This window comes from Streptomyces sp. NPDC091377 (assembly GCF_044757045.1).
Taxonomy (GTDB): domain Bacteria; phylum Actinomycetota; class Actinomycetes; order Streptomycetales; family Streptomycetaceae; genus Streptomyces.
Genome location: NZ_JBIVUE010000002.1, coordinates 1 through 21024 on the forward strand (window position 1 = coordinate 1; position 21024 = coordinate 21024).

Genomic DNA, 21024 nt, shown 5'->3' on the forward strand with positions numbered 1-21024 from the left:
CAAAGGCCCGATCACCGCCCACGCCTGATCAGTCACTTCATGACGACGCACCACGAACGGGCTAACGACCCACCGACATTGCGGACACCCCCTAGCACGTCCTAGCGGTCCCCTAGCGCGCCGGGCGGTCCGACCACGGGCTCATCACCTCAAGACCTCATGACCCGACGGCCTCCCGCGCGGTGGCTCGCGCCGCCCGCTCCGGGTTCAGGCCGCCGTGACCACGACAGGGCGGTACGGGGCGATGATCTGGCCGTCCGGCAGAAGCTCACCGGTGTCCTCGAAGAGCACCACTCCGTTGCACAGCAGGCTCCAGCCCTGTTCCGGGTGGTGCGCCACGAGGCGGGCGGAGTCCCGGTCGGCGGAGTGGGCTGTGGGGCACGGTGGCGTGTGCTGGCACATGGGTGGGATCTTTCGCTCTGTCATGATGTGAGTGATGGTCGTCGTGTCTGTCCCGCGGCTGGATGCCTCTTTCATGGCCGCCCCCCGTTGTGATGAAGTCGGTCCGAAACCAGTGTTGCCCCACGCGCGGCGTTCCGCAGGGATTTCGCAGCACCGCTTCTTACAGGTTGATGACGCATCACCCAGCCGGACGGTTCAGTTCAACTGCCCTGCCTTTTCGGATGGTTCACCGTGGCCGGAAAGGGCTAGTCCACCCGGGCCCGGAGCAACAAAAGGCTCGTACGAGCGAATTGCCGCTCGCACGAGCCATTTGTTGCCGAAGGGGCGCCGGGGTTCAGGCGGGTGAGCCCAGCAGCGGTGCCGGTGTCGCCCTGAGCGTCAGCAGCGGCAGCAACTCGGCGACGCGGTGCGGGCGGTGGGCCGCGATACCGGGTGGCGCGGGCGCGAGCGGTACGAGCAGGTCGCTCGCCGCGGGATGACCGTTCGCCGGGTCGGCGTCGGTGTCGCCGTGCAGCCACAGGGTCAGCATGTACAGGCTCGGCACGGACAGCAGGCGCGGCTGGTAGGGCCCGGTGAGGGTCTCGGCCTGCTGGAGGGCGTGCTCGGTGGCGTTGACGTAGGGGCCCTCGAAGAAGTGCGAGAAGGCCCAGCCGTCCGGGGTGAGCCGGGTGTCGGCGGCGGCCACGGCACGGCCCCCACTGTGGATCAGGAACCGCCAGCCCGTCAGGCTGGTGGCGGAGACGCCCTCGGCGGTGACCCGGTCCAGGACATGGACGGGCAGCGGGAGTTCGGGCGTCACGGGTCCCTCGGCGGTGCGCAGTGAGGGTGTCGGGGCCGCGCGGACGGCGGTCGGGGAACCGAGGGCTGTCATGACGGACCGGAGGGCGGGCGCGGGGGCCGACGGGACATGCAGCGGCATGGTGGGTCGCCTCTCATTCGACAGGCAGGGTGGCGTGAGGGCGGGGGCGGACGGCGCTGTCTGCTCACGAGGCCAGGGAGGCGGGGGTCGGGGCCCGGGGAGCGAGGGGAACCGGTGAGATCCCGTGCGCGGTGCGTGACGGCGGGATCCCGGGGGCCATCGACGCCGGCCTTCTGTCCTGGTCGCGGAGTTTATACGACGCCTGTTCGGACAGGGTTTCGGCTAGCTGTTTCCGGGCACAGGGACAAGGGCCGTTTCGGTCGCGGATTCGAGGGCGATGCTCCCGATTTCCCGCCATCCGTACGGCCCTGACCTCGGCATGTGGGCGAACGGTGGTGGGCCAATTCCCACCGGCTTTTTCCACGAGTTTCTGAGGTCGGGAAAACCGCGTACGCCGCTTGCCCGGGGAATGTGCCGCCGGTCACTCGCGGCCAACGGCACCAGAGTAGCCGGAGCGGGCCGTGCGGCGTGGCGTTATGGATCGTCCGGGCTGGGCATCATCCACCCTGGACCGTTGACGCCGGCGGCCGCAGGTTCGGCCCGCCCATCCAAGGAAGGACGCTTAGATGGGGGAGAAGGTCGTGGCAGGCGGTATCGACCTGTCCGATCGGCAGAGCTACCGGGGCAAGCTCCGGCGCTGCCTCACGGGATTGGAGCGGCTCCTGGCAGAGCAGCGCTTCGACCGCCCCAAGAACCTCATGGGGCTGGAGATCGAATTGAATCTCGTCGGCTCCGACGGACTGCCGAGAATGCTGAACGGGCAAGTCCTGGAACGTATCGCGAGCCGGGATTTCCAGACAGAACTCGCGATGTTCAATCTGGAGGTGAACATCGCCCCGCACCGCCTCGGCGGCCGGGTATTCGACCGGTTGGCGGAGGAGGTCCGTACGTCACTGGCGTACGCCCACCGGAAAGCCGGCGAGGTGGACGCCGGAATCGTGATGATCGGTATTCTGCCCACCCTGGACCGGGACCATCTGGTCTCCTCCAACCTCTCCGAGGCCGACCGGTACACCCTGCTCAACGACCAGATCGTGGCCGCGCGGGGCGAGGACTTCACCCTGGACATCGAGGGTGTGGAGCATCTGGTGTGCACCTCCCGGTCCATCGCGCCGGAGGCCGCCTGCACCTCCGTACAGCTCCACCTCCAGGTCACCCCGGCCCGGTTCGCCGATGTGTGGAACGCGGCGCAGGTCGCCTCCGCCGCGCAGATCGCGGTGGGCGCCAACTCGCCCTTCCTGTTCGGCTGCGAACTGTGGCGCGAATCCCGGCCGCCCCTGTTCCAGCAGTCCACCGACACCCGCCCGCCCGAACTCCAGGCTCAGGGCGTACGGCCCCGCACCTGGTTCGGCGAGCGCTGGATCTCCTCGGCGTACGACCTGTTCGAGGAGAATCTGCGCTATTTCCCGGCCCTGCTGCCGATCTGCGACGACGAGGACCCGCTGACCGTGATCGACGCGGGCGGCACCCCCTCCCTCGCCGAACTCGTCCTGCACAACGGCACCGTCTACCGCTGGAACCGCCCCGTCTACGGCGTCGCCGACGGCGCCCCGCATCTGCGCGTCGAGAACCGCGTCCTGCCCGCCGGGCCCACCGTCACCGACGTCGTCGCCAACGCGGCCTTCTACTACGGGCTGGTCCGCGCGCTCGCCGAGGAGTCCCGGCCGGTGTGGACCCGGCTGCCCTTCGAGGCGGCGGCCGAGAACTTCGACGCGGCCTGCCGCCATGGCATCGACGCCCGCTTCCGCTGGCCCCGCCGGGGCCGGTACACGGGGACGGCCGAGGTCGACGCCGTCAGCCTGGTCCGTGAGGAACTGCTGCCGCTGGCCGCCGCCGGGCTCGACGCCTGGGGGATCGAGGCGGCCGACCGGGACTTCTATCTGGGCGTCATCGAGGAGCGCTGCCGGCGCCGGGTCAACGGGGCGTCCTGGCAGGTCGCCACCTTCCACCGGGCCCTGGAGGGCGGGCTCTCACGGGACGCCGCGCTCGCCGCCACCACCCGCCGCTACTGCGAGCTGACCCGGCTCGGGGAGCCCGTGCACACCTGGCCGGTGGGCGCACCGGAGGCACTTCCCCTGGGCTGACCCTCGCGACCGGCCGTGCCCCGGCGCCTGTCCCGCCGCCTCCATGCGGCAAGCTGTGACCTCCCACGGGTCCACCCGGTCCACCCACTGGAGGTACGTGTGCAGGCGGAGGACAGTCCGGCGGTCGAGGCCCGGCCACCGGAACGGCTCTCGCGGCGGCTCCTGCGGGACGAGACACTGCTCGTCCTCGCCCTGTCGCTCGGGGCGAGCGGGGTGTCCGCGCTCATCAGCTTCGTCGGCTCGGTCACCAGGCCCGGCGGGCTCCGGGACCAGGCCGCCACGCTCAACGCCTCGGCCGCGCCCGGCCGCCCCTGGCTGGACCTCGCCTGGCAGCTGTTCGGCATCACCACCGCACTGGTGCCGGTCGCGCTCGTCGCCCATCTGCTGATCCGTGAGGGCGCGAGCCTGCGCACCCTCGGTTTCGACCGCACCCGCCCCTGGCCGGACCTCGGCCGGGGCGCGGTCATCGCGGCGGGCATCGGCAGCACCGGCATCGCCTTCTACCTCGCCGTGCGGGCCCTCGGCTTCAACCTCACGGTGGTGCCGGAGTCCCTGCCGGAGGTGTGGTGGAAGTTCCCGGTGCTGATCCTGTCCGCCGCGCAGAACTCGATCGTCGAAGAGGTCATCGTCGTCGGGTATCTGCTGCGCCGCCTCGACCAGCTCGGCTGGTCGCCCCATGCCTCCCTGGCCGCGAGCAGTGTGCTGCGCGGCTCGTACCACCTCTATCAGGGCATCGGCGGCTTCATCGGCAACATGGTCATGGGCGTCGTCTTCGTCTGGCTCTACCGCCGCTGGGGCCGGGTCGGGCCGCTCGTGGTGGCCCACACCCTGCTCGACATCGGGGCGTTCGTGGGCTACGCGCTGCTGGCGGGCAAGGTGAGCTGGCTGCCCACGGCGTGAACCGGTGGGGTCCGCCTGGTCGCCTGGTCGCCTGGTCATCCGGTCGCCTGGTCACCCCGTCACTGGTCGCCTGGTCATCCGGTCGCCTGGTCACGGTCATCCGGTCCCGGGTGATGCGGCCCCCCGGTCAGCCGGGCAGGGGCGTCAGCAACTCACCGTCGATGACGGTCACCGCGTGGCCGGTGAGCAGGGTGCGGTCGCCGCGCAGCCGGGTACGGACCCGGCCGGGACGGTTCGACGCCTGGAGGCCGGTGAGGTCGCTCCTGCCCAGCCGCTGCGACCAGTAGGGGGCGAGGGCCGTGTGGGCGCTGCCGGTGACCGGGTCCTCGTCGATGCCGACGTTCGGGAAGAAGCAGCGCGAGACATAGTCGTAGCCGCGGTCCGGGTCCTCGGCGCGGGCGGTGGCGATGATGCCGCGCGGCGAATAGGCGCCGAGGGCCTTGTGGTCCGGGGCGAGGGCGTGGACGGCCCGCTCGTCGGCCAACTCCACGACCAGGTCGCCGAGGCTCGGTCCGGTGTCCTGGACGGCGACCGGTTCGGCGCCCAGGGCCTCGGCGGCGCCCTCCGGGAACGCCACGGGGGTCAGCGGTGCCGTGGGGAAGTCCAGGGTCACCGCACCGTCCGCACCGGGCGCCGCCGTGAGCACCCCGCTGCGCGTCGCGAACCGCACCGGGCCCCGGTGCGCGCCCGTGGTGTACAGCACATGGGCCGTGGCCAGCGTCGCGTGTCCGCACAGCGCGACCTCGGTGACCGGGGTGAACCAGCGCAGCGCCCAGTCCGCGTCCCCGCCCTCGGGCAGCGGGTGCGCGAAGGCCGTCTCGGCGTGGTTGACCTCCAGGGCCACGTCCTGCATCCAGCCGTCCGCCGGGAACGCGTCCAGCAGCAGGACCCCGGCCGGGTTGCCGGCGAACGGGCGGTCGGTGAAGGCGTCGACGATTCGAATCCGCATGACGACGACGGTAGGGGGTGCGGGGGCGGGCGGACCAAGGCCAATCGGCGGCGTCTGGCCCGATCCGCCCTGCCCGCGAGCCGGGTGCCCGCACAGGACGGGTCGACTTCAGGCATACGAGGGGGCCGACCGTCGGCTCGGTCCGTGCCGGACCGGCTCAGTCCGTGCCGGACTCCATCGCCGCGCGGTCCAGCAGCTCGTCCTCCTCGGAGACCTCGCCGCGGGAGGCGATGGCCTCGGCGCCGCCCTCGGGCATGGCGCCGATGAGGCCGGTCGCGGCGGCCTGGGCCGCCCCGATCGCCGGGTGGGCCGTGCCGATCAGACCCATTCCGGCGTACTGCTCCAGCTTGGCGCGGGAGTCGGCGATGTCCAGGTTGCGCATGGTGAGCTGGCCGATCCGGTCCGACGGACCGAACGCGGAGTCCTCGGTGCGCTCCATGGAGAGCTTGTCCGGGTGGTAGCTGAACGCCGGGCCCGTGGTGTCCAGGATCGAGTAGTCCTCGCCGCGCCGCAGCCGCAGGGTCACCTCGCCGGTGACGGCCGCGCCGACCCAGCGCTGGAGGGACTCACGGATCATCAGCGCCTGCGGGTCCAGCCAGCGGCCCTCGTACATCAGCCGTCCGAGCCGCCGCCCCTCGTTGTGGTACTGGGCGAGGGTGTCCTCGTTGTGGATGGCGTTGACCAGCCGCTCGTAGGCCGCGTGCAGCAGGGCCATGCCCGGGGCCTCGTAGATGCCGCGGCTCTTGGCCTCGATGATCCGGTTCTCGATCTGGTCGGACATGCCCAGTCCGTGCCGGCCGCCGATCGCGTTGGCCTCCATGACCAGGTCGACGGGGGAGGCGAACTCCTTGCCGTTGACGGTCACCGGGCGGCCCTGCTCGAAGCCGATCGTCACGTCCTCGGCGGCGATCTCGACGGAGGGGTCCCAGAACCTCACGCCCATGATCGGCTCGACGGTCTCCACGCCGGTGTCCAGGTGCTCCAGGGTCTTGGCCTCATGGGTGGCGCCCCAGATGTTGGCGTCGGTGGAGTACGCCTTCTCCGTGCTGTCCCGGTAGGGGAGCCGGTGGGCGACCAGCCACTCGGACATCTCCTTGCGCCCGCCCAGCTCGGTCACGAAGTCCGCGTCCAGCCACGGCTTGTAGATCCGCAGGTTGGGGTTGGCGAGCAGGCCGTAGCGGTAGAACCGCTCGATGTCGTTGCCCTTGAAGGTCGAGCCGTCGCCCCAGATCTGGACGTCGTCCTCCAGCATCGCCCGCACCAGCAGCGTGCCGGTGACGGCCCGGCCGAGCGGCGTGGTGTTGAAGTACGCCCGTCCGCCCGAGCGGATGTGGAACGCCCCGCAGGTCAGTGCCGCAAGGCCCTCCTCGACCAGCGCCGCGCGGCAGTCGACCAGCCGGGCCACCTCGGCGCCGTAGGTCTTGGCGCGGGTGGGCACCGACGCGATGTCGGGCTCGTCGTACTGGCCGATGTCGGCGGTGTAGGTGCACGGGACGGCACCCTTGTCGCGCATCCACGCGACCGCGACAGAGGTGTCGAGGCCGCCGGAGAAGGCGATGCCGACGCGTTCGCCGGTGGGGAGGGAGGTGAGGACCTTGGACATAGGAAGAGTATGCATGACTTCGCATGATCATGCAAAGCCTTCTTTTTGGGTCCGCATACCGGCTCAGCGGCTGCGCGCGGGGCGGCTGCTTGCCGTCGCGGCGATCACCGGGAGCAGCGCCAGGGCGAGGACACCGCTGGTGAGCGTGAGTACGGCGTAGCTGCCGGCGGCGACCACCAGCCCGGAGGCGAGTCCGCCCGCCGCCCCGGCGATCGCGATGGAGACGTCCACCGTGCCCTGGGTCCTGGCGCGGGTCGCGAGCGGCACGGCGTCGGTGATGATCGCCGTACCGGAGACCAGTCCGAAGTTCCAGCCGAGCCCCAGCAGGGCCAGCGCGAGCGCGAGGAGCGGGACGGAGTCGCCGGGCGCGGCGGCGGCCAGCACCCCGGAGGCGAGCAGGACGCCCCCCGAGGCGGCGGCGACCGCGGTCCGCCCGTAGCGGTCCACCAGCCAGCCGGTCAGCGGCGACGGCAGGTACATGGCAGCGATATGCACGGCGATCACCAGCCCGGAGGCGGCGGTCCCATGGCCGTGGCCGTGCATGTGGACCGGGGTCATCGTCATGATCGCCACCATGACGATCTGGGTGAGCACCATGACCAGGGCACCGAGTACGACACCTCCGGAGCGGCGGTCGACGCCCGTGTCCCGGGTGGTGGCCGGGGCGGCGGGGTCCTGCGGGGCGGCGGCGAGGGTACGGGCCGTCAGCAGCGGGTCGGGGCGCAGCCATACGGCGAGGACCAGGGCGGCCAGGGCGTAGGCGGCCCCCGCGAGCAGGAAGGGACCGGCGAGGTCCGGGATGCCGATGGCCCCGGCGAGGTCACCCATGGGCGCGGAGAGGTTGGGGCCGACCACCCCGCCGAGCGTGGTCGCGACCAGCACCCGCGACACGGCCCGCGCCCGATGGCCCGGGTCGGCGAGATCGGCACCGGCGTACCGGGCCTGGAGGTTGGTGGCCGTACCGGCGCCGTACACGAACAGCGCGAGGAAGAGCAGCGCCGCGTTGTCCAGGACCGCGGCGGTGATCACCCCCGCGCTGCCGACGGCCCCGGCCAGATATCCGGCGGTGAGGCCGGGCCGTCGCCCGCGGGCCTGCGATATCCGTCCCACGGCGACCGCGGCGAGCGCCGAACCGGCCGTGACCAGCGCGCTCGGCAGCCCGGCGAGGCTGGTGCCGCCGAGCATGTCCTGTGCGAGCAGCGCCCCCACGGTCACACCGGCGGCCAGCCCGGCCCCGCTGAGGATCTGCGAGGCGACCAGGGCCCGCAGGATCCGCCGCTGCGCCTGGACGGCGTCGGGCAGGGCGTCGGGCAGGGAACCGCTGGTGGCGGACGGCTCGGTCTTGGTCATGGCTGTGTCCCGGAGTGTGGGCGCGGCTGTGGCGCGGGGTGGAGCGGGGGAGATGAAAGGAGATGCAGGGAGATGAGGGGAGGTGAGGGGAGATGAGGGGAGGTGACTGGGGAGGCGGTGGCCTGGCGTGCGGCTCGGGCCCGATCGGGGCGCTCTGCCTACGTCGGGCAGGTGGGCCGGGGGCGGCGCGGCGGGGTGACGGTCACGTCAGGTCCCCGGCGTCGACGGGGAGTTCGGCCAGCCGCCACTCCAGCATGCCGTTGTGCAGGCGGACGGCGCGGCGGCCCAGGTCGGTGAGCAGGCGTACGGCGTCGTAGGCGAGGGCGCAGTACTCCCCCCGGCAGTAGACGACGATGTCCGTCCCCTCGGGCAGTTCGTCGATGCGGCGGGTGAGGTCCTCGACGGGGAGGGAGAGGGCGCCGGGGATGTGGCCCGCGCGGTACTCGTCGGCCGGGCGGACGTCGAGGACGACCGCGTCCCCGGCGGCGACCCGGGCGCGCAGTTCCTCGTCGGTCAGGGCGACGGTGTCCGACGCGCCGAGATAGGCGTCGCGGGCGGCGGGTACGGCGGCCTGGTGGGCCTCGGCGACCTTGCGGAACAGGGCGAAGAGCCGGGCCACGTCCTCGCCGGCGAGACGGTAGTGGATACGGACGCCCTCGCGGCGGGTGGCGACGAAACCGGCCTGCTTGAGGGTCTGGAGATGGGCCGAGGCCGTCGTGAGATTCAGGCCGGCCGCCTTGGCGAGGGCGTCGACGGTGCGCTCGCCCTGGGCGAGGAGATCGAGCAGCTCAAGACGCTTTCCGCTGGCCAGAGCCTTTCCGCTGGCCGCGAATGCCTCGTAGAGCTGGGCTTTGGTGCTGGTGCCGCTTTTGTCGCTTGTGCCGGTGTGCGTGCGGGGTGTCATGGTTCGCCTTCCCTCGCCATTCTCCATAAATCCATGGAATACCGTATCCGGGTTTCGGCGTCAATCGCCCCGGTTCGGAACCTGCTCGCCCTCACTTGCCTTGCGAGTGCTTCCGATATATCGTTGACGCATCGCGATCGATCAACGATATGAAAAGGAGTGATGGCGATGCGCACGCACGGATACGAGCACACGCACCGGCGCGGCAAGCGGGGCGACGGTGGCCACGAGGAACGGCGCGGCGCGTTCGGGCCCTTCGGGCCGGGTGGCCCCGGCGGTTCCGGTGGCTTCGGGCCGGGCTTCGGTCCCGGGTCCTGGGGCGGACGAGGCCGTGGAGGGCCCAGGGGGAGGGCGCGGCGCGGTGATGTCCGGGCCTCGATCCTGGCCCTGCTGAAGGACCGGCCGATGCACGGCTACGAGATGATCCAGGAGATCGCCGAGCGCAGCGGCGGGGCGTGGAAGCCCAGCCCCGGCTCGGTCTACCCCACCCTCCAGTTGCTGGAGGACGAGGGGCTGATCGCCAGTGAGACCGAGGGCGGCAAGAAGCTGTTCACGCTCACCGGCACCGGGCGCCGGGCCGCCGACGAGGGGCCGGACGCCCCTTGGGAGGAAGCCTCGCGCGGGGTCGACTGGGAGGCGTTCGGTGAGATCCGCCAGGCCGGCTTCGCGCTGATGGAAGCGTTCGGTCAGGTCTGGAAGACCGGCAGCAAGGAGCAGCGGGACAAGGCGCTCGCCGTCATGAACGACGCGCGCAAGAAGCTGTACCTGATCCTGGCCGACGATTCCTAATGGAGTTGTCAAGCGGCCTGCGTGACGGGCGGTATGGGTTCGTAGCACCGTCCGTCACGCAGGAGGGCCCACAGGACGTTGACCCGTCGGCGGGCGAGTGCGAGCACGGCTTGGACGTGGCGTTTGCCCTCGGCGCGCTTGCGGTCGTAGAAGCGGCGGGACTCGTCGCAGCAGCGGATGCTGATCAACGCCGAGGTGTAGAAGACGCGTTGGAGTCGGCGGCTGTATCGCTTGGGCCGGTGGAGGTTTCCGCTGATCTTGCCCGAGTCACGGGACGCGGGTGCGACGCCGGCAAAGCTGGCGAGCCGGTCGGCCGTGGGGAAGGCACCCATGTCACCGCCGGTGGCCGCGAGGAACTCCGCGCCCAGCAGGGGGCCGATACCGGGCATGCTGGCGATCACTTCGGCGTGCTGGTGCTGGCGAAACCGGCCCTTGATGAGCTTGTCGGTCTCGGTGATCTTCTCGTTGAGGGCCATCACCTCCCTGGCGGGGGAGTGCACGACCTGAGCGATGATCTTCTCGCCGGGAACGGCGGTGTGCTGGTTCTCGGCGGCCTGGACGACTGTGGCAGCGAGCTGGTCGGCGCCGCGGACCTTGCGGTTGCGCAGCCAGGTTGCCAGCCGCTTGACGCCGGTGCGGCGGATGGCGGCAGGAGTCTGGTAGCCCGTCAGCAGCACCAGCGGGCCGACATTGCCGAGGTCGAGTTCGCGTTCCAGGCCGGGGAAGATCCCGTTCAGGTGGCCGCGGAGCCGGTTGATGGCCCGGGTGCGGTCGTCGCTGAGGTCGCGGCGGCGGCCGGTGAGGACCTTCAGCTCCGTGACCAGTTCGTCGCCGGGCCGCAGGGGCATCAGGTCGCGCCGGACACGGGCCTGGTCGGCGATGATCGCGGCGTCCTTGGCGTCGGTCTTGCCGTCGCCCCGGTAGCCCTCGGAGGCGCGGTTGACAGCCCTGCCGGGGATGTAGAGCAGGTGCTGGCCGTGGTTGAGCAGGACCGCGATCACCAGGCCGGCCCCTCCATCGGCCAGGTCGATGCCCCAGGCCGTCACCTCTCCCAGGGCCAGGACGTCGCCGAGGAGCTTGAGCAGTTCGGTCTCCTCGTTGGCCACTCTCCGGGACAGCAGCCGCTTGCCGGTGTCGTCGATCACTACGCAGTGGTGGTGGGTCTTCCCGGCGTCAATACCGGCCCAGATCGCTGTCACTCGCTTCTCCGCAGGTCGTGCTCGTACAGGTACCACGGACGACCTCGCTGTCGAGTCCCTACTGAGCGATCAGTGCCGCAATTCCTAATGAGCAGCCGAGTCGTCGTGGGGGCCGGGCGGCGAATCGTCGCAAGCCACGGACGGCAGAGGACTGAAAGCCACACCCGGACCCCCTGGGTGAGCCAACCCTACGAATGGCTCGCTCATCCCGAACAACAAGGTAGGGAGGACTGACCTGACGGCCGGACCGGCCCTCCGCGGTCGGTCCGGCCGTCGGCTCAGGGGGTTCGGCCGACGGCTCAGGGGGTTCGGGGGTTCCCTGATCGCCCCTGAGCGTCGTACGGCCTGCTGTGGCGCCCCGTGGAGTTCTCCGCGGGGCGCCTTCGTGCGAGGAGGGTCGGCGCGAGGGCCGTGCCGGTCAGTTCACCAGGCCGTCCAGTTTCCTGAGGGACTCATGGAGTGCCGCCGTCGCCGAGTCCTTCAGCTTGCCCGCCATCAGGGCGACCGCGGCGCCGGTGAACTCCCCGTCGATGCGCAGGGTCGTCGCGTCGCCCTGCGGGGTCAGGGTGTAGCGCGTGACGACGGTGACCTGCATCGGACCCTTGCCGCGGAGGGCCAGGACGCGGGCCGGTTCCAGTTCCTCCACCGTCCAGTCGACCTCGGCCGGGAAGCCCATCAGCTTCATGTTCTCCTGGAAGGTCGCGCCGCTCTCCAGGGTGTCGGGGCCGCCCCTCGGGAAGCTGGTGTGCGTCGCGTTCCACTCCCCGTACGCCGGCCAGTCCGTGAGCTGGGCCCAGACCCGCTCGGCCGGTGCCCCGATGCGGGCCTCCGCGCTGACTTCGGCCATGCGACCACCTCTCCGTCTCGGGGTGCGGTGTCGCGGAACGTAGCGGCAGGCGGCGCAACATTCAATACTGATGAACCGTCAGGAAGTGCCGGTGGGAGCGCTGAGCCGACTCGGTACGCCCGGGGTGCTCGGTTCACCCGGCGTGCGCACAGCCCACCCGGCGGATGCGGGCCGCGTCGAACAGATCCCACGCGCGCGGGTGCGGTCCCTCGTCGTGACAGTGCCAGGCTTCCCAGAACAGGTCGGCCGGCAGGGCGTCCACCGGGGCGTAGACCCGGTACACGTAGTCTCTGCCGTCGACCGCCGGCAGCGCCACCAGCCAGCAATCGCTCTCCATGTCTCTCTCCGACGAACGGCGTTCCGTGATGGTTGCGGACGGGGCGCGCGGCGCGACGGTGTGCGCCCTTGTGGTCATTTCGCCGTGATCTCATCCGTAAGGAGGAGATTGCGCCCCTGGATGTCCGCTCTGCGTGGGACGTCAGAATGCTTCCCGCCGGGGATGACTCACGCCGCAGAGGCTGATGGGGTGGAGGATGTGCACCACCGAATCCCCCGGCAACCCGACCCCGACCAGGGCAGTACCCCGCGCGCGGATCACGATGCCAGGCTCGGCGCCGAGCTGGCAGCGGTGCTGGCGGGTGCCCGGAGACGGGCGGTGCGCGACGGGGACCGGCACATCGACTCCGCCCATCTGCTGCACTCCCTGCTGGAGAGCGACGACGAGGTGCGCGCCGCCTTCGACGACGGGCTGCGGGTCGCGCGCCTGCTCGGCTATCTCGTGCAGCGCAGCATCGGCTACGGGCTGCGCTGGCAGAGCACCGTCGAGGACTCGGGCGCGATCCCGGTGGTGACCTTCGCCGAGGGCTACTCGCCGCTGGCCGCCTCCGCGTTGGAGTACGCCGCCTACCGTGCCGCCCGCCGGGGCGACGCCGAGCCCGGCGGTATCGACCTGCTCGCCGCGCTCCTCGCCGACCCGCAGGCCCGCGCGGTCGAGGTGGTGGCCCGCGCCGGGATCGACACCGCGGAACTCCTCCAGCGGCTGGAGCCGTCGCCCCGCCCGTGAGCCCTGCGTCACCGTCCAACCGCCGAGACAGGTGCCATTGGGGGTGACGCTCATGTCCTCCCCTGTCATCATGTGCCGGTGCGTACGACAGAGAGCATTCACGGCGGTCGGGGCAAGGGGCTCGGGCTCGGCCTCGCGCTGGGGTCCGCGGTCGCCTTCGGCGGTTCCGGGGTCGCGGCCAAGCCGCTGATCGAGGCGGGGCTCGACCCGCTGCACGTGGTGTGGCTGCGCGTGGCCGGTGCCGCCCTGGTGATGCTGCCGCTCGCCGTGCGCCACCGAGCCCTGCTGCGCCGCAGGCCCGCGCTGCTCGCCGGGTTCGGACTGCTGGCCGTGGCGGGTGTCCAGGCGTTCTACTTCGCGTCGATCTCCCGGATACCGGTCGGCGTCGCGCTGCTCGTGGAGTACCTGGCGCCCGCGCTCGTGCTCGGCTGGGTGCGGTTCGTGCAGCGCAGGCCGGTGACCCGGGCCGCGGCCGTCGGTGTGGTCCTCGCGGTCGGCGGACTCGCCTGTGTCGTGGAGGTGTGGGCCGGGCTCGGCTTCGACGTCGTCGGGCTGCTGCTGGCGCTCGGCGCCGCCTGCTGCCAGGTCGGCTACTTCGTGCTCTCCGCCCAGGGCAGCGACTCCGGCGAGGACGTCCCGGACCCGCTCGGCGTGATCGCGTACGGGCTGTTGATCGGCGCCGCCGTCCTCACCGTCGTCGCCCGACCCTGGGGCATGGACTGGGGCGTGCTCGCCGGCTCCGCGAGCATGGACGGCACCGCGGTCCCCGCCCTGGCGCTGCTGGCCTGGATCGTCCTGGTCGCCACGGTGGTCGCCTACATCACCGGAGTGGTGTCGGTGCGCCGACTCTCCCCCCAGGTCGCGGGGGTGGTGGCCTGTCTCGAAGCGGTCATCGCGACCGTGCTGGCCTGGGTCCTGCTCGGCGAACATCTCTCGGCGCCGCAGATCATCGGCGGGGTGATCGTGCTGACCGGCGCGTTCATCGCGCAGTCCGCCACCCCGGCCAAGGGCTCCGAGAACCCGGTGGCCTCCGGCGGGCCCGAGCGGGAGTTGTCGGCCCGCGGCACGTCGACATAGGGTGCGGATCATGCACGCCAAGGCACTCGTTCTTCCGCCCCCGGCCGCCTGAGCGGCGGGCCCGCCTCCCCGTACACCCTGCCTCGTGCGGTGTACCGGGTGTGAGAGTGCTGCCCGCAGACGAAGTCCGCGGACCCCGCTGAGCGGTGGTCCCTTCCCGAACTTCCGCGCGATACGCGCGACTGCGGAGACAAACGCGTGTTCACTCCCTCAGCTTCCTCTTCCTCTTCCTCTTCCTCATCTTCTTCTTCCTCCTCCTCTGCCTCTGCCGCCACGGGGTCCGGCGCCAGGTCCGTCAGCGACGGCACCGGCCTGCTGCCCGTCGGGCGCGGGCTGCTGTATCTGATCGTCGCCGGCGCCGCCTGGGGCACCGCGGGCGCCGCCGCCTCCCTGGTCTACCGCTCCAGCGACATGGGCTCGGTGGCCCTGTCCTTCTGGCGCTGCGCCGCCGGGCTCGTCCTGCTGCTGGGGCTGCGCGCGCTGCTGCCGCGTCCGGCCTCGGCCGCCGTCGCGGTCGCCGCCGAGCCGTTGCGGCGCAAGGCGCTGCGGGCCGGTGCCGTCGGGGTCGCGCTCGCGGTGTTCCAGACCGCCTACTTCGCCGCCGTGTCCGCCACCGGACTCGCCGTGGCCACCGTCGTCACCCTCGGCGCCGGACCCGTACTGATCGCGCTCGGCGCCCGGCTGACCATGGGTGAGCGGCTGGGCCGGGGCGGGGTCATCGCCGTCGCCGGGGCGCTGGGCGGGCTCGGGGTGCTGGTCCTCGGCGGCGGGGACACCACCGTACGGCCGTGGGGGGTGGCGCTCGCGCTCCTCTCCGCCCTGGGGTACTGCGCGATGACCCTGCTCACCCGCTGGTGGGGGCGGCACGGCGGGGCCGACGCGTCGCGCACGACGGTGTGGGCGTTCGCGGTGACGACCCTGTGTCTGCTGCCGTTCGCGCTCGTCGAGGGGCTGGTGCCGCACACCGACGAACCGGCCCGGGTGATCTGGCTCGTCGTCTACATCGCCGCGATCCCGACGGCCCTCGCGTACGGGCTGTACTTCGCCGGTGCGGCGGTCGTCCGGTCGGCCACCGTCTCCGTGATCATGCTGTTGGAGCCGGTCAGCGCGGCGGCCCTCGCCGTCCTCGTGCTCGGCGAGCACCTCACGGCGGCGACCTTGGTCGGCACCCTGCTGATGCTCGGCTCGGTGGCGGGCCTGGCAGCCACGGAGACCCGGGCGGCGTCGTCCGCAGGATCCGCAGGACCTGCCTGATCCCGGTCCCCGGCCCGTCCGTCCGCAGGACTCAGTGCCCCGGCAGATAGTCCGGCACCGTCGTCCCGGGGGTGAGGTCGGGGTCGGGGAGCGGGGGGCCGTAGCCCTTGCGCAGGGGGATCACGCCGGCCCAGTGGGGGAGGGCGAGGTCCTCCGGCTCGTCGTTGACGCCGCCCGTGCGGAGCTTGGCGGAGACCTCGTCCAGGTCGAGGCGGATCACGGCGGTGGCGGCGAGTTCCTTGCGGTTGGCGGGGCGGGAGTCCGCGGACCGGCCCGGCACCACATGGTCGACCAGCGCGTCCAGTGCGGCGCGCTTCTCGTCCGGGTCCGTCACGTCGTGGGCGACGCCGTGCACCACCACCGAGCGGTAGTTGATCGAGTGGTGGAAGGCGGAGCGGGCCAGCACCAGGCCGTCGACGTGGGTGACGGTCACACAGACCGCAAGACCCGGGTCCGCCGTGCCGGTCATCCGCAGCGGGCGCGACCCGGTCGAGCCGTGCACGTACAGCCGCTCGCCGACCCGGGCGTACAGCGTGGGCAGCACCACGGGGGCGCCGTCCCGGACGAACCCGAGGTGACAGACGTACCCGTCGTCCAGAATCGCGTGCACCGTCTCCTTGTCGTACGACGCACGGTCCGCGGAGCGGGTCGGGACGGTGCGGTCGGTGGGGGCGTAGGCGGTGCCGGGCAGGGGCGGGGCCGGGGTCGGGGCCGAGGATTCCTGCATGGTGCTCTCCACTGCTGTCACTGCTGTCACTGGGTTCACTGGGTTCACTTGTGTCCGATGCCTTCCGTGCGTTTTCTATTGCACTAGTGCATAATGATGTTTGTGCTAGGAGAGTATCCGATCAGAGGGCGGCGCGCAGCCGAGATCTCGGCGAGCGTCGAGGGCGCGGTCGCCGCCGGAGAGCTGCGGGCGGGCCAGTCGCTGCCGCCCATGCGGGAGTTGGCCGAGCGGCTGGGCGTCAACGCGAACACCGTCGCCGCCGCGTACCGCGTGCTGCGCGAGCGCGGGGTCATCGAGACCGCCGGGCGGCGCGGCAGCCGGGTCCGGGCGAAACCGGCCACCACCGCGCGCGAGGAACTCCATGTGGACGTCCCGGAAGGCGTACGGGACATGGCGGCCGGCAATCCCGACCCGGCCCTGCTGCCCTCCCTCGCCGGCGCCTTCGCCGAGGCCGCCGCGCAGGCCGACCGGGAACCCGTCCTGTACGGCGCCGACCCGGAGGAGCCCGGTCTGGTGCGCCGGGCGCGGGCCGATCTGGACGCCGACGGGGTGCCCGACGGCCCGCTCGCCGTCACCTCCGGCTCGCTGGACGCCATCGAGCGGGTGCTGAGCGCCCATCTCAAGCCGGGTGACACCGTCGCCGTCGAGGACCCCGGCTGGGGCAGCCTGCTCGATCTGATCCCGGCGCTGGGGCTGCGGACGGTCCCGGTCGGGGTGGACGACGACGGGCCGCTCGCCGACGGCGTACGGTCCGCGCTCGCCGCCGGAGCCCGCGCGCTGATCGTCACCGACCGGGCCCAGAACCCCACCGGCGCGGTCATCGGCGCCGCCCGCGCGCGGGCCCTGCGCACGGTCCTGGCCGCACACCCCGAGGTCCTGCTCGTCGAGGACGACCACGGCCACCGGATCGTGGATCTGCCCCTGCACCCGCTGGCCGGGACCACCCGCTCCTGGGCGTTCGTCCGCTCGGCCGCCAAGGCGTACGGCCCCGATCTGCGGCTCGCCGTCCTCACCGGCGACGCCGTCACCCTCGACCGGGTACGTGGCCGCCAGCGCCTCGGCCCCGGCTGGGTCAGCCGGATCACCCAGCGCGCGGTGGCCCGGCTGTGGGACGGCGGCGCGGTGGACACCCGGGCCGTGTCGGCGGCGTACGGCACCCGGCGCACGGCACTGATCGACGCCCTCGCCGAGCGCGGGATCACCGCGTACGGGCGCAGCGGGCTGAACGTCTGGCTGCCGGTCCCCGACGAGACCGGCGCCGTGGCCCGGCTGTTCCACGCCGGCTGGGCCGTCGCCCCCGGCGCCCGCTTCCGTATCAGCGCCCCGCCCGGCATCCGCGTCACCGTCTCGACCCTGACCGGGGCCGAGGTGAGCGCGCTGGCGGACGCGATCGCGGAGGCCGTCGCCCCGGGACCGTCCCGCCGCTACGTGTGAGCCGACCGGGGACCGGAGGCGGACGACGTCCCCGCGCGTTCCTTCCCGCGCCCGCCCCGCACCTGGGTCAGCGCCGCTCCCGCCAGCACCACCACCGCCCCCACCGGTGTCGACCAGCTCAGTGACTCACCGAGCAGCGCGACCCCGGCGGCGGTGGCGACGACCGGGATGAAGTAGGTGACCATATGGGCCGTGGTCGGCCCCACCTCGGCGACCAGGCCGTACTGGATCAGCACGGCGAGCCCGGTGCCGAGCGCGCCCAGCGCGGCGATCGCCAGCAGCGGCAGCACGGGGAAGGCGGCCGGTGCAGAGGTGAACAGCGGTGTGACAACGGCGAGTTGACCCGTGGCGAGCAGCAACTGGACCCCGGTGAGCGTCAGATGGGACTCCCCCGAACCGGCCAGCGTGCGGCGGATGTAGATCCAGCCGATCGGGTAGCAGAGCGCGGCCAGCAGAGCCAGGGCCATTCCGGTGGTGTCCAGCCCGGAGAACCCCTGCCACGCGCCGAGGACCGTGAGCACCCCGAGGAAGCCGAGGCCGAGACCGGCCACCTTGATCCGGGTCGGCCGGTCCTCGGAGAGCGCCACCAGCGACAGCGCCATGCCCCACAGCGGCGAGGTGGCGTTGCAGATCCCCGCGAGGGTGGAGGAGATGGTCAGTTCGGCGTACGCGAACAACGAGAACGGCAGCGCGTTGACCAGCAGCCCGGCCACCGCCAGATGGCCCCAGGTGCGGGCCCCGCGCGGCAGCCGCTCCCGCCGCACCGCCATCGCCGCCGCGAGCACGACCGTACCGAACACCAGCCGGCCCAGGGTGACCTGGAACGGGGCGTACCCCTCGGTGCCCACCTTGATCAGCAGAAAGCTGAAGCCCCAGATGAGCGAGAGCACGGCGAAACGGACCCGCCAGTCGAGCCGGTGACCGGAGACGGCGGGGGAGGGGGCGGGGGCGGGGCTGGATTCAGGGCCGGGGCCGGGAGCGGGCCGGCCGGGAGCGGGGGACGCGGTACTGATGCCGGTGGTCATGCTCACCACGATGGGGGCGGAAATCTCGTAGCACAATCGAAATCTCATGCGCTGTACCTCGTAGCGATGCTTAAGCAAGCGTAGGCTGGGTCCATGCTGAATCTCGACCGTCTGCGGACCCTCGACGCGCTCGCCCGGCACGGCTCGGTCAGCGGGGCCGCCGCGGGCCTGCACATCACGACCTCGGCCGTCTCGCAGCAGATGGCAAAGCTGGAACGCGAGGTCGGACAGCGGCTGCTCGCCAAGCACGGCCGGGGCGTACGGCTCACCGACGCCGGGCGGCTGCTCGCCGACCACGCGGCCCGCATCCTGTCGCAGGTGCAGCTCGCCCAGTCCGATCTGGAGGCACAGCGCGGCGAGGTGGTGGGGGAGTTGCGGCTGTCCGCGTTCCCGACCGCAGCGCGGGGGCTGTTCCCGCTGGCCCTGTCCGCGCTGCGCGCCGAACACCCGGGGCTGCGGCTGCGCTCCTGCGAGCTGGAGCCCGAGGCCGGGATCCGCGCGGTCGTCCGCGGCGACCTGGACCTCGCCGTCGTCCTCGACTGGTACAACAAACCGCTCCCGCTGCCCGACGGGCTGGTCAAGGCGCCGCTCCTCGACGACCCGGCCGATGTGGCGCTGCCCGCCGACCATCCGCTGGCCGACCGGGACGAGGTGGACCTCGGGGAGTTCACCGACGACGAGTGGATCACCTGGGGCGAGGGGGAGTTCTGCCACGAGTGGCTGGTCTTCACCCTGCGCTCGCGCGGGGTCGAGCCGATCCTCGGACACCGCGCCGCCGAGACCCACACCCAGCTCGGCCTGGTCTCCGCCGGTCTCGGCGTCTGCATCGCCCCGCTGCTCGGCCGCCACCCGATGCCGCCCGGGGTCGTGACGGTCCCGCTCAAGCAGCGCGTACGACGGCATGTCTACGTCGTCTGGCGCGCGGACGCCGATCGCCGTCCGTCGATCCGCGCGGCGGTGCGGTCGTTGCGGATGGCGGGGGAGAAGATCGGGGCGGACACCGTCACGCCGGCGTCGGGTACGTCGTCATCCGCCGCGCCCTCCTCGGCCGCGCCCGTGTCCGCCGCGCCCGCGTTGGCTACGCCGTCGCCGTCTTCCGGAAGTCCCACGACCTGATCGCGCTCGGGGTCAGCCGTATCCACGCGTGCCGGCCGTCGTGCGGAAGGGACTCCAGGCAGAAGTACTTCCCCGCGAACGTCTCTTCCACCGGCGCGAGTTCGGGATGCGGCTCGCCGGTGCGCGGGGCCTCGCCGACGAACTCCACGGTGCCGGTCAGCTCCGCTCCGCGCAGCTCGCCGTAGCCGTGCCCGGCGTCCACCATCACCGCGATCCGCCCGTCCCGCCGCAGCTCGGCCCAGCGCTTGCTGCGGGTGAGCGAGTACAGCCACAGCGCGGTGCCGTCCCAGACGAACCACAGCGGGGTGATGTGCGGGGTGCCGTCGGCCGCGACGGTCGCGACCCGGCAGGTCCGCTCCTCGGTGAGGAACTCGTCCAGTTCCTCCGGGGTCATCATGATCTTCCGGCCCCGGCGCTGAGGGGTGGTGGTCGCGATGGGGGCGGCGGACACGGCCGGTGTCGGGGATGTGGTCGGGGTGGCCGGTGTGGCGGTCATGGCGGTCCCTTCGGCGGGAGGCGGACGCGGTAGCGGGGAACGTAACTGACGAACAGTCAGAGAATCACGGTGCCGACAGCTTGAACCGTCTTCCGTCCGCACGCAATGGCCACTAATCTCGCCCGACCAGGACAGGGCGGCCAGGACAGGGCGGCCAGGGGCGGGGGCGAGGGGGAGCCATGGTGGCGCAGAACCGGCTCAGGGAACTGATGGACCCCGCCACCACCGTGCTGCTCACCGTCGAGTGTCAGCAGGGTGTCGTGGGCCCGGACAGCGCGCTGCCCGAACTCGCCGCGCAGGCCCGCGTCTCGGGCGCCCTCATCAATGTGGCCCGGCTGGTCGCCGCGGCCCACGAGACCGGTGTCCAGGTGATCCACGCCCTCGCCGAACGCCGCCCCGACGGCCGCGCGGCCAACCGCAACGCGCCGCTCTTCCGGGCCGCCGCACGCCTCCCGGTGCTCCAGACGGCGGGCACCTCGGCGGTCCGGGTGGCCTCGCCCATCGAGGTCGCCGAGGAGGACATCGTCGTACGACGGCTGCACGGTCTGTCGCCGGTCCAGGGCACCGAGGTGGACGCCCTGCTGCGGAATCTGGGCTGCCGCACCCTGGTCGTCACGGGTGTCTCGGCCAATGTGGCGATCCCCAACGCGGTGTTCGACGCCGTGAACCGCGGCTACACGGCCGTCGTGGCCAGGGACGCCATCGCGGGGGTGCCCGCCGAGTACACCCCCGCGATGATCCGCCACACCCTCGCGCTGGTCGCCACGGTCGCGACCACGGACGAGATCCTGGGCAGCCTCAAGCGCCGCCGTCAGTCCTGAGGCTCTGACCCCTTTGGGCCATGGGGTCATGGGGCCATGCCGTCATGGGGCCTTGGGGCCATGGG

The 21024-nt window shown here is 72.1% G+C and carries 21 protein-coding genes; 9 read left to right on the forward strand and 12 right to left on the reverse strand.

Translation table 11 applies throughout. The features are described from left to right. Positions 1 to 207: 207 nt before the first annotated feature. Both ACIQNG_RS04125 and ACIQNG_RS04130 read right to left on the reverse strand, forming a co-directional pair. The gene (locus ACIQNG_RS04125; RefSeq protein ID WP_401439555.1) at positions 208 to 402 is read right to left on the reverse strand and encodes a DUF5999 family protein; all 195 of its coding nucleotides are present in this window, start codon (positions 400 to 402) and stop codon (positions 208 to 210) included. A 334-nt stretch (positions 403 to 736) separates the two neighbouring features. After that, the gene (locus ACIQNG_RS04130) at positions 737 to 1321 is read right to left on the reverse strand and encodes a hypothetical protein (protein WP_401439355.1); all 585 of its coding nucleotides are present in this window, start codon (positions 1319 to 1321) and stop codon (positions 737 to 739) included. 566 nt (positions 1322 to 1887) lie between these two features. On the opposite strand from ACIQNG_RS04130, the gene ACIQNG_RS04135 reads away from it, so the two are divergent. After that, positions 1888 to 3405: a glutamate--cysteine ligase gene (locus ACIQNG_RS04135; protein ID WP_401482526.1), complete on the forward strand. Its 1518-nt coding sequence runs from the start codon at positions 1888 to 1890 to the stop codon at positions 3403 to 3405. Between the two features lie 99 nt (positions 3406 to 3504). Beyond that, positions 3505 to 4305, forward strand: coding sequence for a CPBP family intramembrane glutamic endopeptidase (locus tag ACIQNG_RS04140; RefSeq protein WP_401439361.1), 801 nt, complete (start codon positions 3505 to 3507; stop codon positions 4303 to 4305). Positions 4306 to 4432: 127 nt separating this feature from the next. Here the strand turns inward: ACIQNG_RS04140 and ACIQNG_RS04145 are convergent, their stop codons facing one another. The 4 genes from ACIQNG_RS04145 to ACIQNG_RS04160 form a co-directional block, all read right to left on the reverse strand. Further along, a complete protein-coding gene (locus tag ACIQNG_RS04145) occupies positions 4433 to 5254 on the reverse strand; it encodes a PhzF family phenazine biosynthesis protein (protein ID WP_401482527.1) in 822 nt (273 codons plus the stop codon). A gap of 157 nt (positions 5255 to 5411) precedes the next feature. Next, positions 5412 to 6857, reverse strand: a complete 1446-nt coding sequence (gene argG, locus ACIQNG_RS04150; RefSeq protein ID WP_401482528.1) for an argininosuccinate synthase — start codon at positions 6855 to 6857, stop codon at positions 5412 to 5414. A gap of 63 nt (positions 6858 to 6920) precedes the next feature. Further along, entirely contained in the window at positions 6921 to 8207 is a 1287-nt protein-coding gene (locus tag ACIQNG_RS04155; protein WP_401482529.1) for an MFS transporter, read from the reverse strand. Between the two features lie 202 nt (positions 8208 to 8409). Further along, positions 8410 to 9111, reverse strand: a complete 702-nt coding sequence (locus ACIQNG_RS04160; protein WP_401482530.1) for an ArsR/SmtB family transcription factor — start codon at positions 9109 to 9111, stop codon at positions 8410 to 8412. Positions 9112 to 9279: 168 nt separating this feature from the next. On the opposite strand from ACIQNG_RS04160, the gene ACIQNG_RS04165 reads away from it, so the two are divergent. Further along, positions 9280 to 9900 carry a PadR family transcriptional regulator gene (locus ACIQNG_RS04165; protein ID WP_401482531.1) on the forward strand — a complete coding sequence of 207 codons (621 nt, stop codon included), beginning with the start codon at positions 9280 to 9282 and terminating at the stop codon, positions 9898 to 9900. A gap of 8 nt (positions 9901 to 9908) precedes the next feature. On the opposite strand, the gene ACIQNG_RS04170 is transcribed toward ACIQNG_RS04165, so the two are convergent. The 3 genes from ACIQNG_RS04170 to ACIQNG_RS04180 all read right to left on the reverse strand — a co-directional run bounded on the left by ACIQNG_RS04170 (position 9909) and on the right by ACIQNG_RS04180 (position 12283). Next, positions 9909 to 11099 (reverse strand): IS110 family transposase, encoded by a 1191-nt coding sequence (locus tag ACIQNG_RS04170; RefSeq protein WP_401482532.1) that lies wholly within the window; start codon positions 11097 to 11099, stop codon positions 9909 to 9911. A gap of 418 nt (positions 11100 to 11517) precedes the next feature. Continuing rightward, on the reverse strand, positions 11518 to 11946 hold the full coding sequence (locus ACIQNG_RS04175) for an SRPBCC family protein (protein ID WP_401482533.1): 429 nt from the start codon (positions 11944 to 11946) through the stop codon (positions 11518 to 11520). 133 nt (positions 11947 to 12079) lie between these two features. Next, entirely contained in the window at positions 12080 to 12283 is a 204-nt protein-coding gene (locus ACIQNG_RS04180) for a hypothetical protein (protein ID WP_401482534.1), read from the reverse strand. A 198-nt stretch (positions 12284 to 12481) separates the two neighbouring features. Between ACIQNG_RS04180 and ACIQNG_RS04185 the strand changes: the two genes are divergently transcribed. From ACIQNG_RS04185 to ACIQNG_RS04195, 3 genes are all read left to right on the forward strand, one after another. After that, positions 12482 to 13009, forward strand: coding sequence for a Clp protease N-terminal domain-containing protein (locus tag ACIQNG_RS04185; protein WP_401439384.1), 528 nt, complete (start codon positions 12482 to 12484; stop codon positions 13007 to 13009). Positions 13010 to 13081: 72 nt separating this feature from the next. Continuing rightward, on the forward strand, positions 13082 to 14086 hold the full coding sequence (locus ACIQNG_RS04190) for an EamA family transporter (RefSeq protein ID WP_401439387.1): 1005 nt from the start codon (positions 13082 to 13084) through the stop codon (positions 14084 to 14086). A gap of 312 nt (positions 14087 to 14398) precedes the next feature. Beyond that, entirely contained in the window at positions 14399 to 15340 is a 942-nt protein-coding gene (locus ACIQNG_RS04195) for a DMT family transporter (protein ID WP_401483022.1), read from the forward strand. A 31-nt stretch (positions 15341 to 15371) separates the two neighbouring features. Here the strand turns inward: ACIQNG_RS04195 and ACIQNG_RS04200 are convergent, their stop codons facing one another. Further along, the gene (locus ACIQNG_RS04200) at positions 15372 to 16067 is read right to left on the reverse strand and encodes a pyridoxamine 5'-phosphate oxidase family protein (RefSeq protein WP_401482535.1); all 696 of its coding nucleotides are present in this window, start codon (positions 16065 to 16067) and stop codon (positions 15372 to 15374) included. 102 nt (positions 16068 to 16169) lie between these two features. Here ACIQNG_RS04200 and ACIQNG_RS04205 point away from each other — a divergent pair, with 102 nt between their 5' ends. Continuing rightward, positions 16170 to 17501 carry an aminotransferase class I/II-fold pyridoxal phosphate-dependent enzyme gene (locus tag ACIQNG_RS04205; protein WP_401482536.1) on the forward strand — a complete coding sequence of 444 codons (1332 nt, stop codon included), beginning with the start codon at positions 16170 to 16172 and terminating at the stop codon, positions 17499 to 17501. Here ACIQNG_RS04205 and ACIQNG_RS04210 read toward each other — a convergent pair. Beyond that, positions 17492 to 18562 carry a DMT family transporter gene (locus ACIQNG_RS04210; protein ID WP_401483024.1) on the reverse strand — a complete coding sequence of 357 codons (1071 nt, stop codon included), beginning with the start codon at positions 18560 to 18562 and terminating at the stop codon, positions 17492 to 17494. The genes ACIQNG_RS04205 and ACIQNG_RS04210 overlap by 10 nt on opposite strands. A 57-nt stretch (positions 18563 to 18619) precedes the next feature. Between ACIQNG_RS04210 and ACIQNG_RS04215 the strand changes: the two genes are divergently transcribed. Further along, positions 18620 to 19642, forward strand: a complete 1023-nt coding sequence (locus tag ACIQNG_RS04215) for a LysR family transcriptional regulator (RefSeq protein WP_401482537.1) — start codon at positions 18620 to 18622, stop codon at positions 19640 to 19642. On the opposite strand, the gene ACIQNG_RS04220 is transcribed toward ACIQNG_RS04215, so the two are convergent. Further along, a complete protein-coding gene (locus ACIQNG_RS04220; protein WP_401483026.1) occupies positions 19605 to 20039 on the reverse strand; it encodes a pyridoxamine 5'-phosphate oxidase family protein in 435 nt (144 codons plus the stop codon). The two genes, ACIQNG_RS04215 and ACIQNG_RS04220, sit on opposite strands and share 38 nt — an antisense overlap. Before the next feature lie 278 nt (positions 20040 to 20317). Here ACIQNG_RS04220 and ACIQNG_RS04225 point away from each other — a divergent pair, with 278 nt between their 5' ends. Continuing rightward, positions 20318 to 20959: a cysteine hydrolase gene (locus ACIQNG_RS04225; RefSeq protein ID WP_401439399.1), complete on the forward strand. Its 642-nt coding sequence runs from the start codon at positions 20318 to 20320 to the stop codon at positions 20957 to 20959. Positions 20960 to 21024 lie beyond the last annotated feature (65 nt).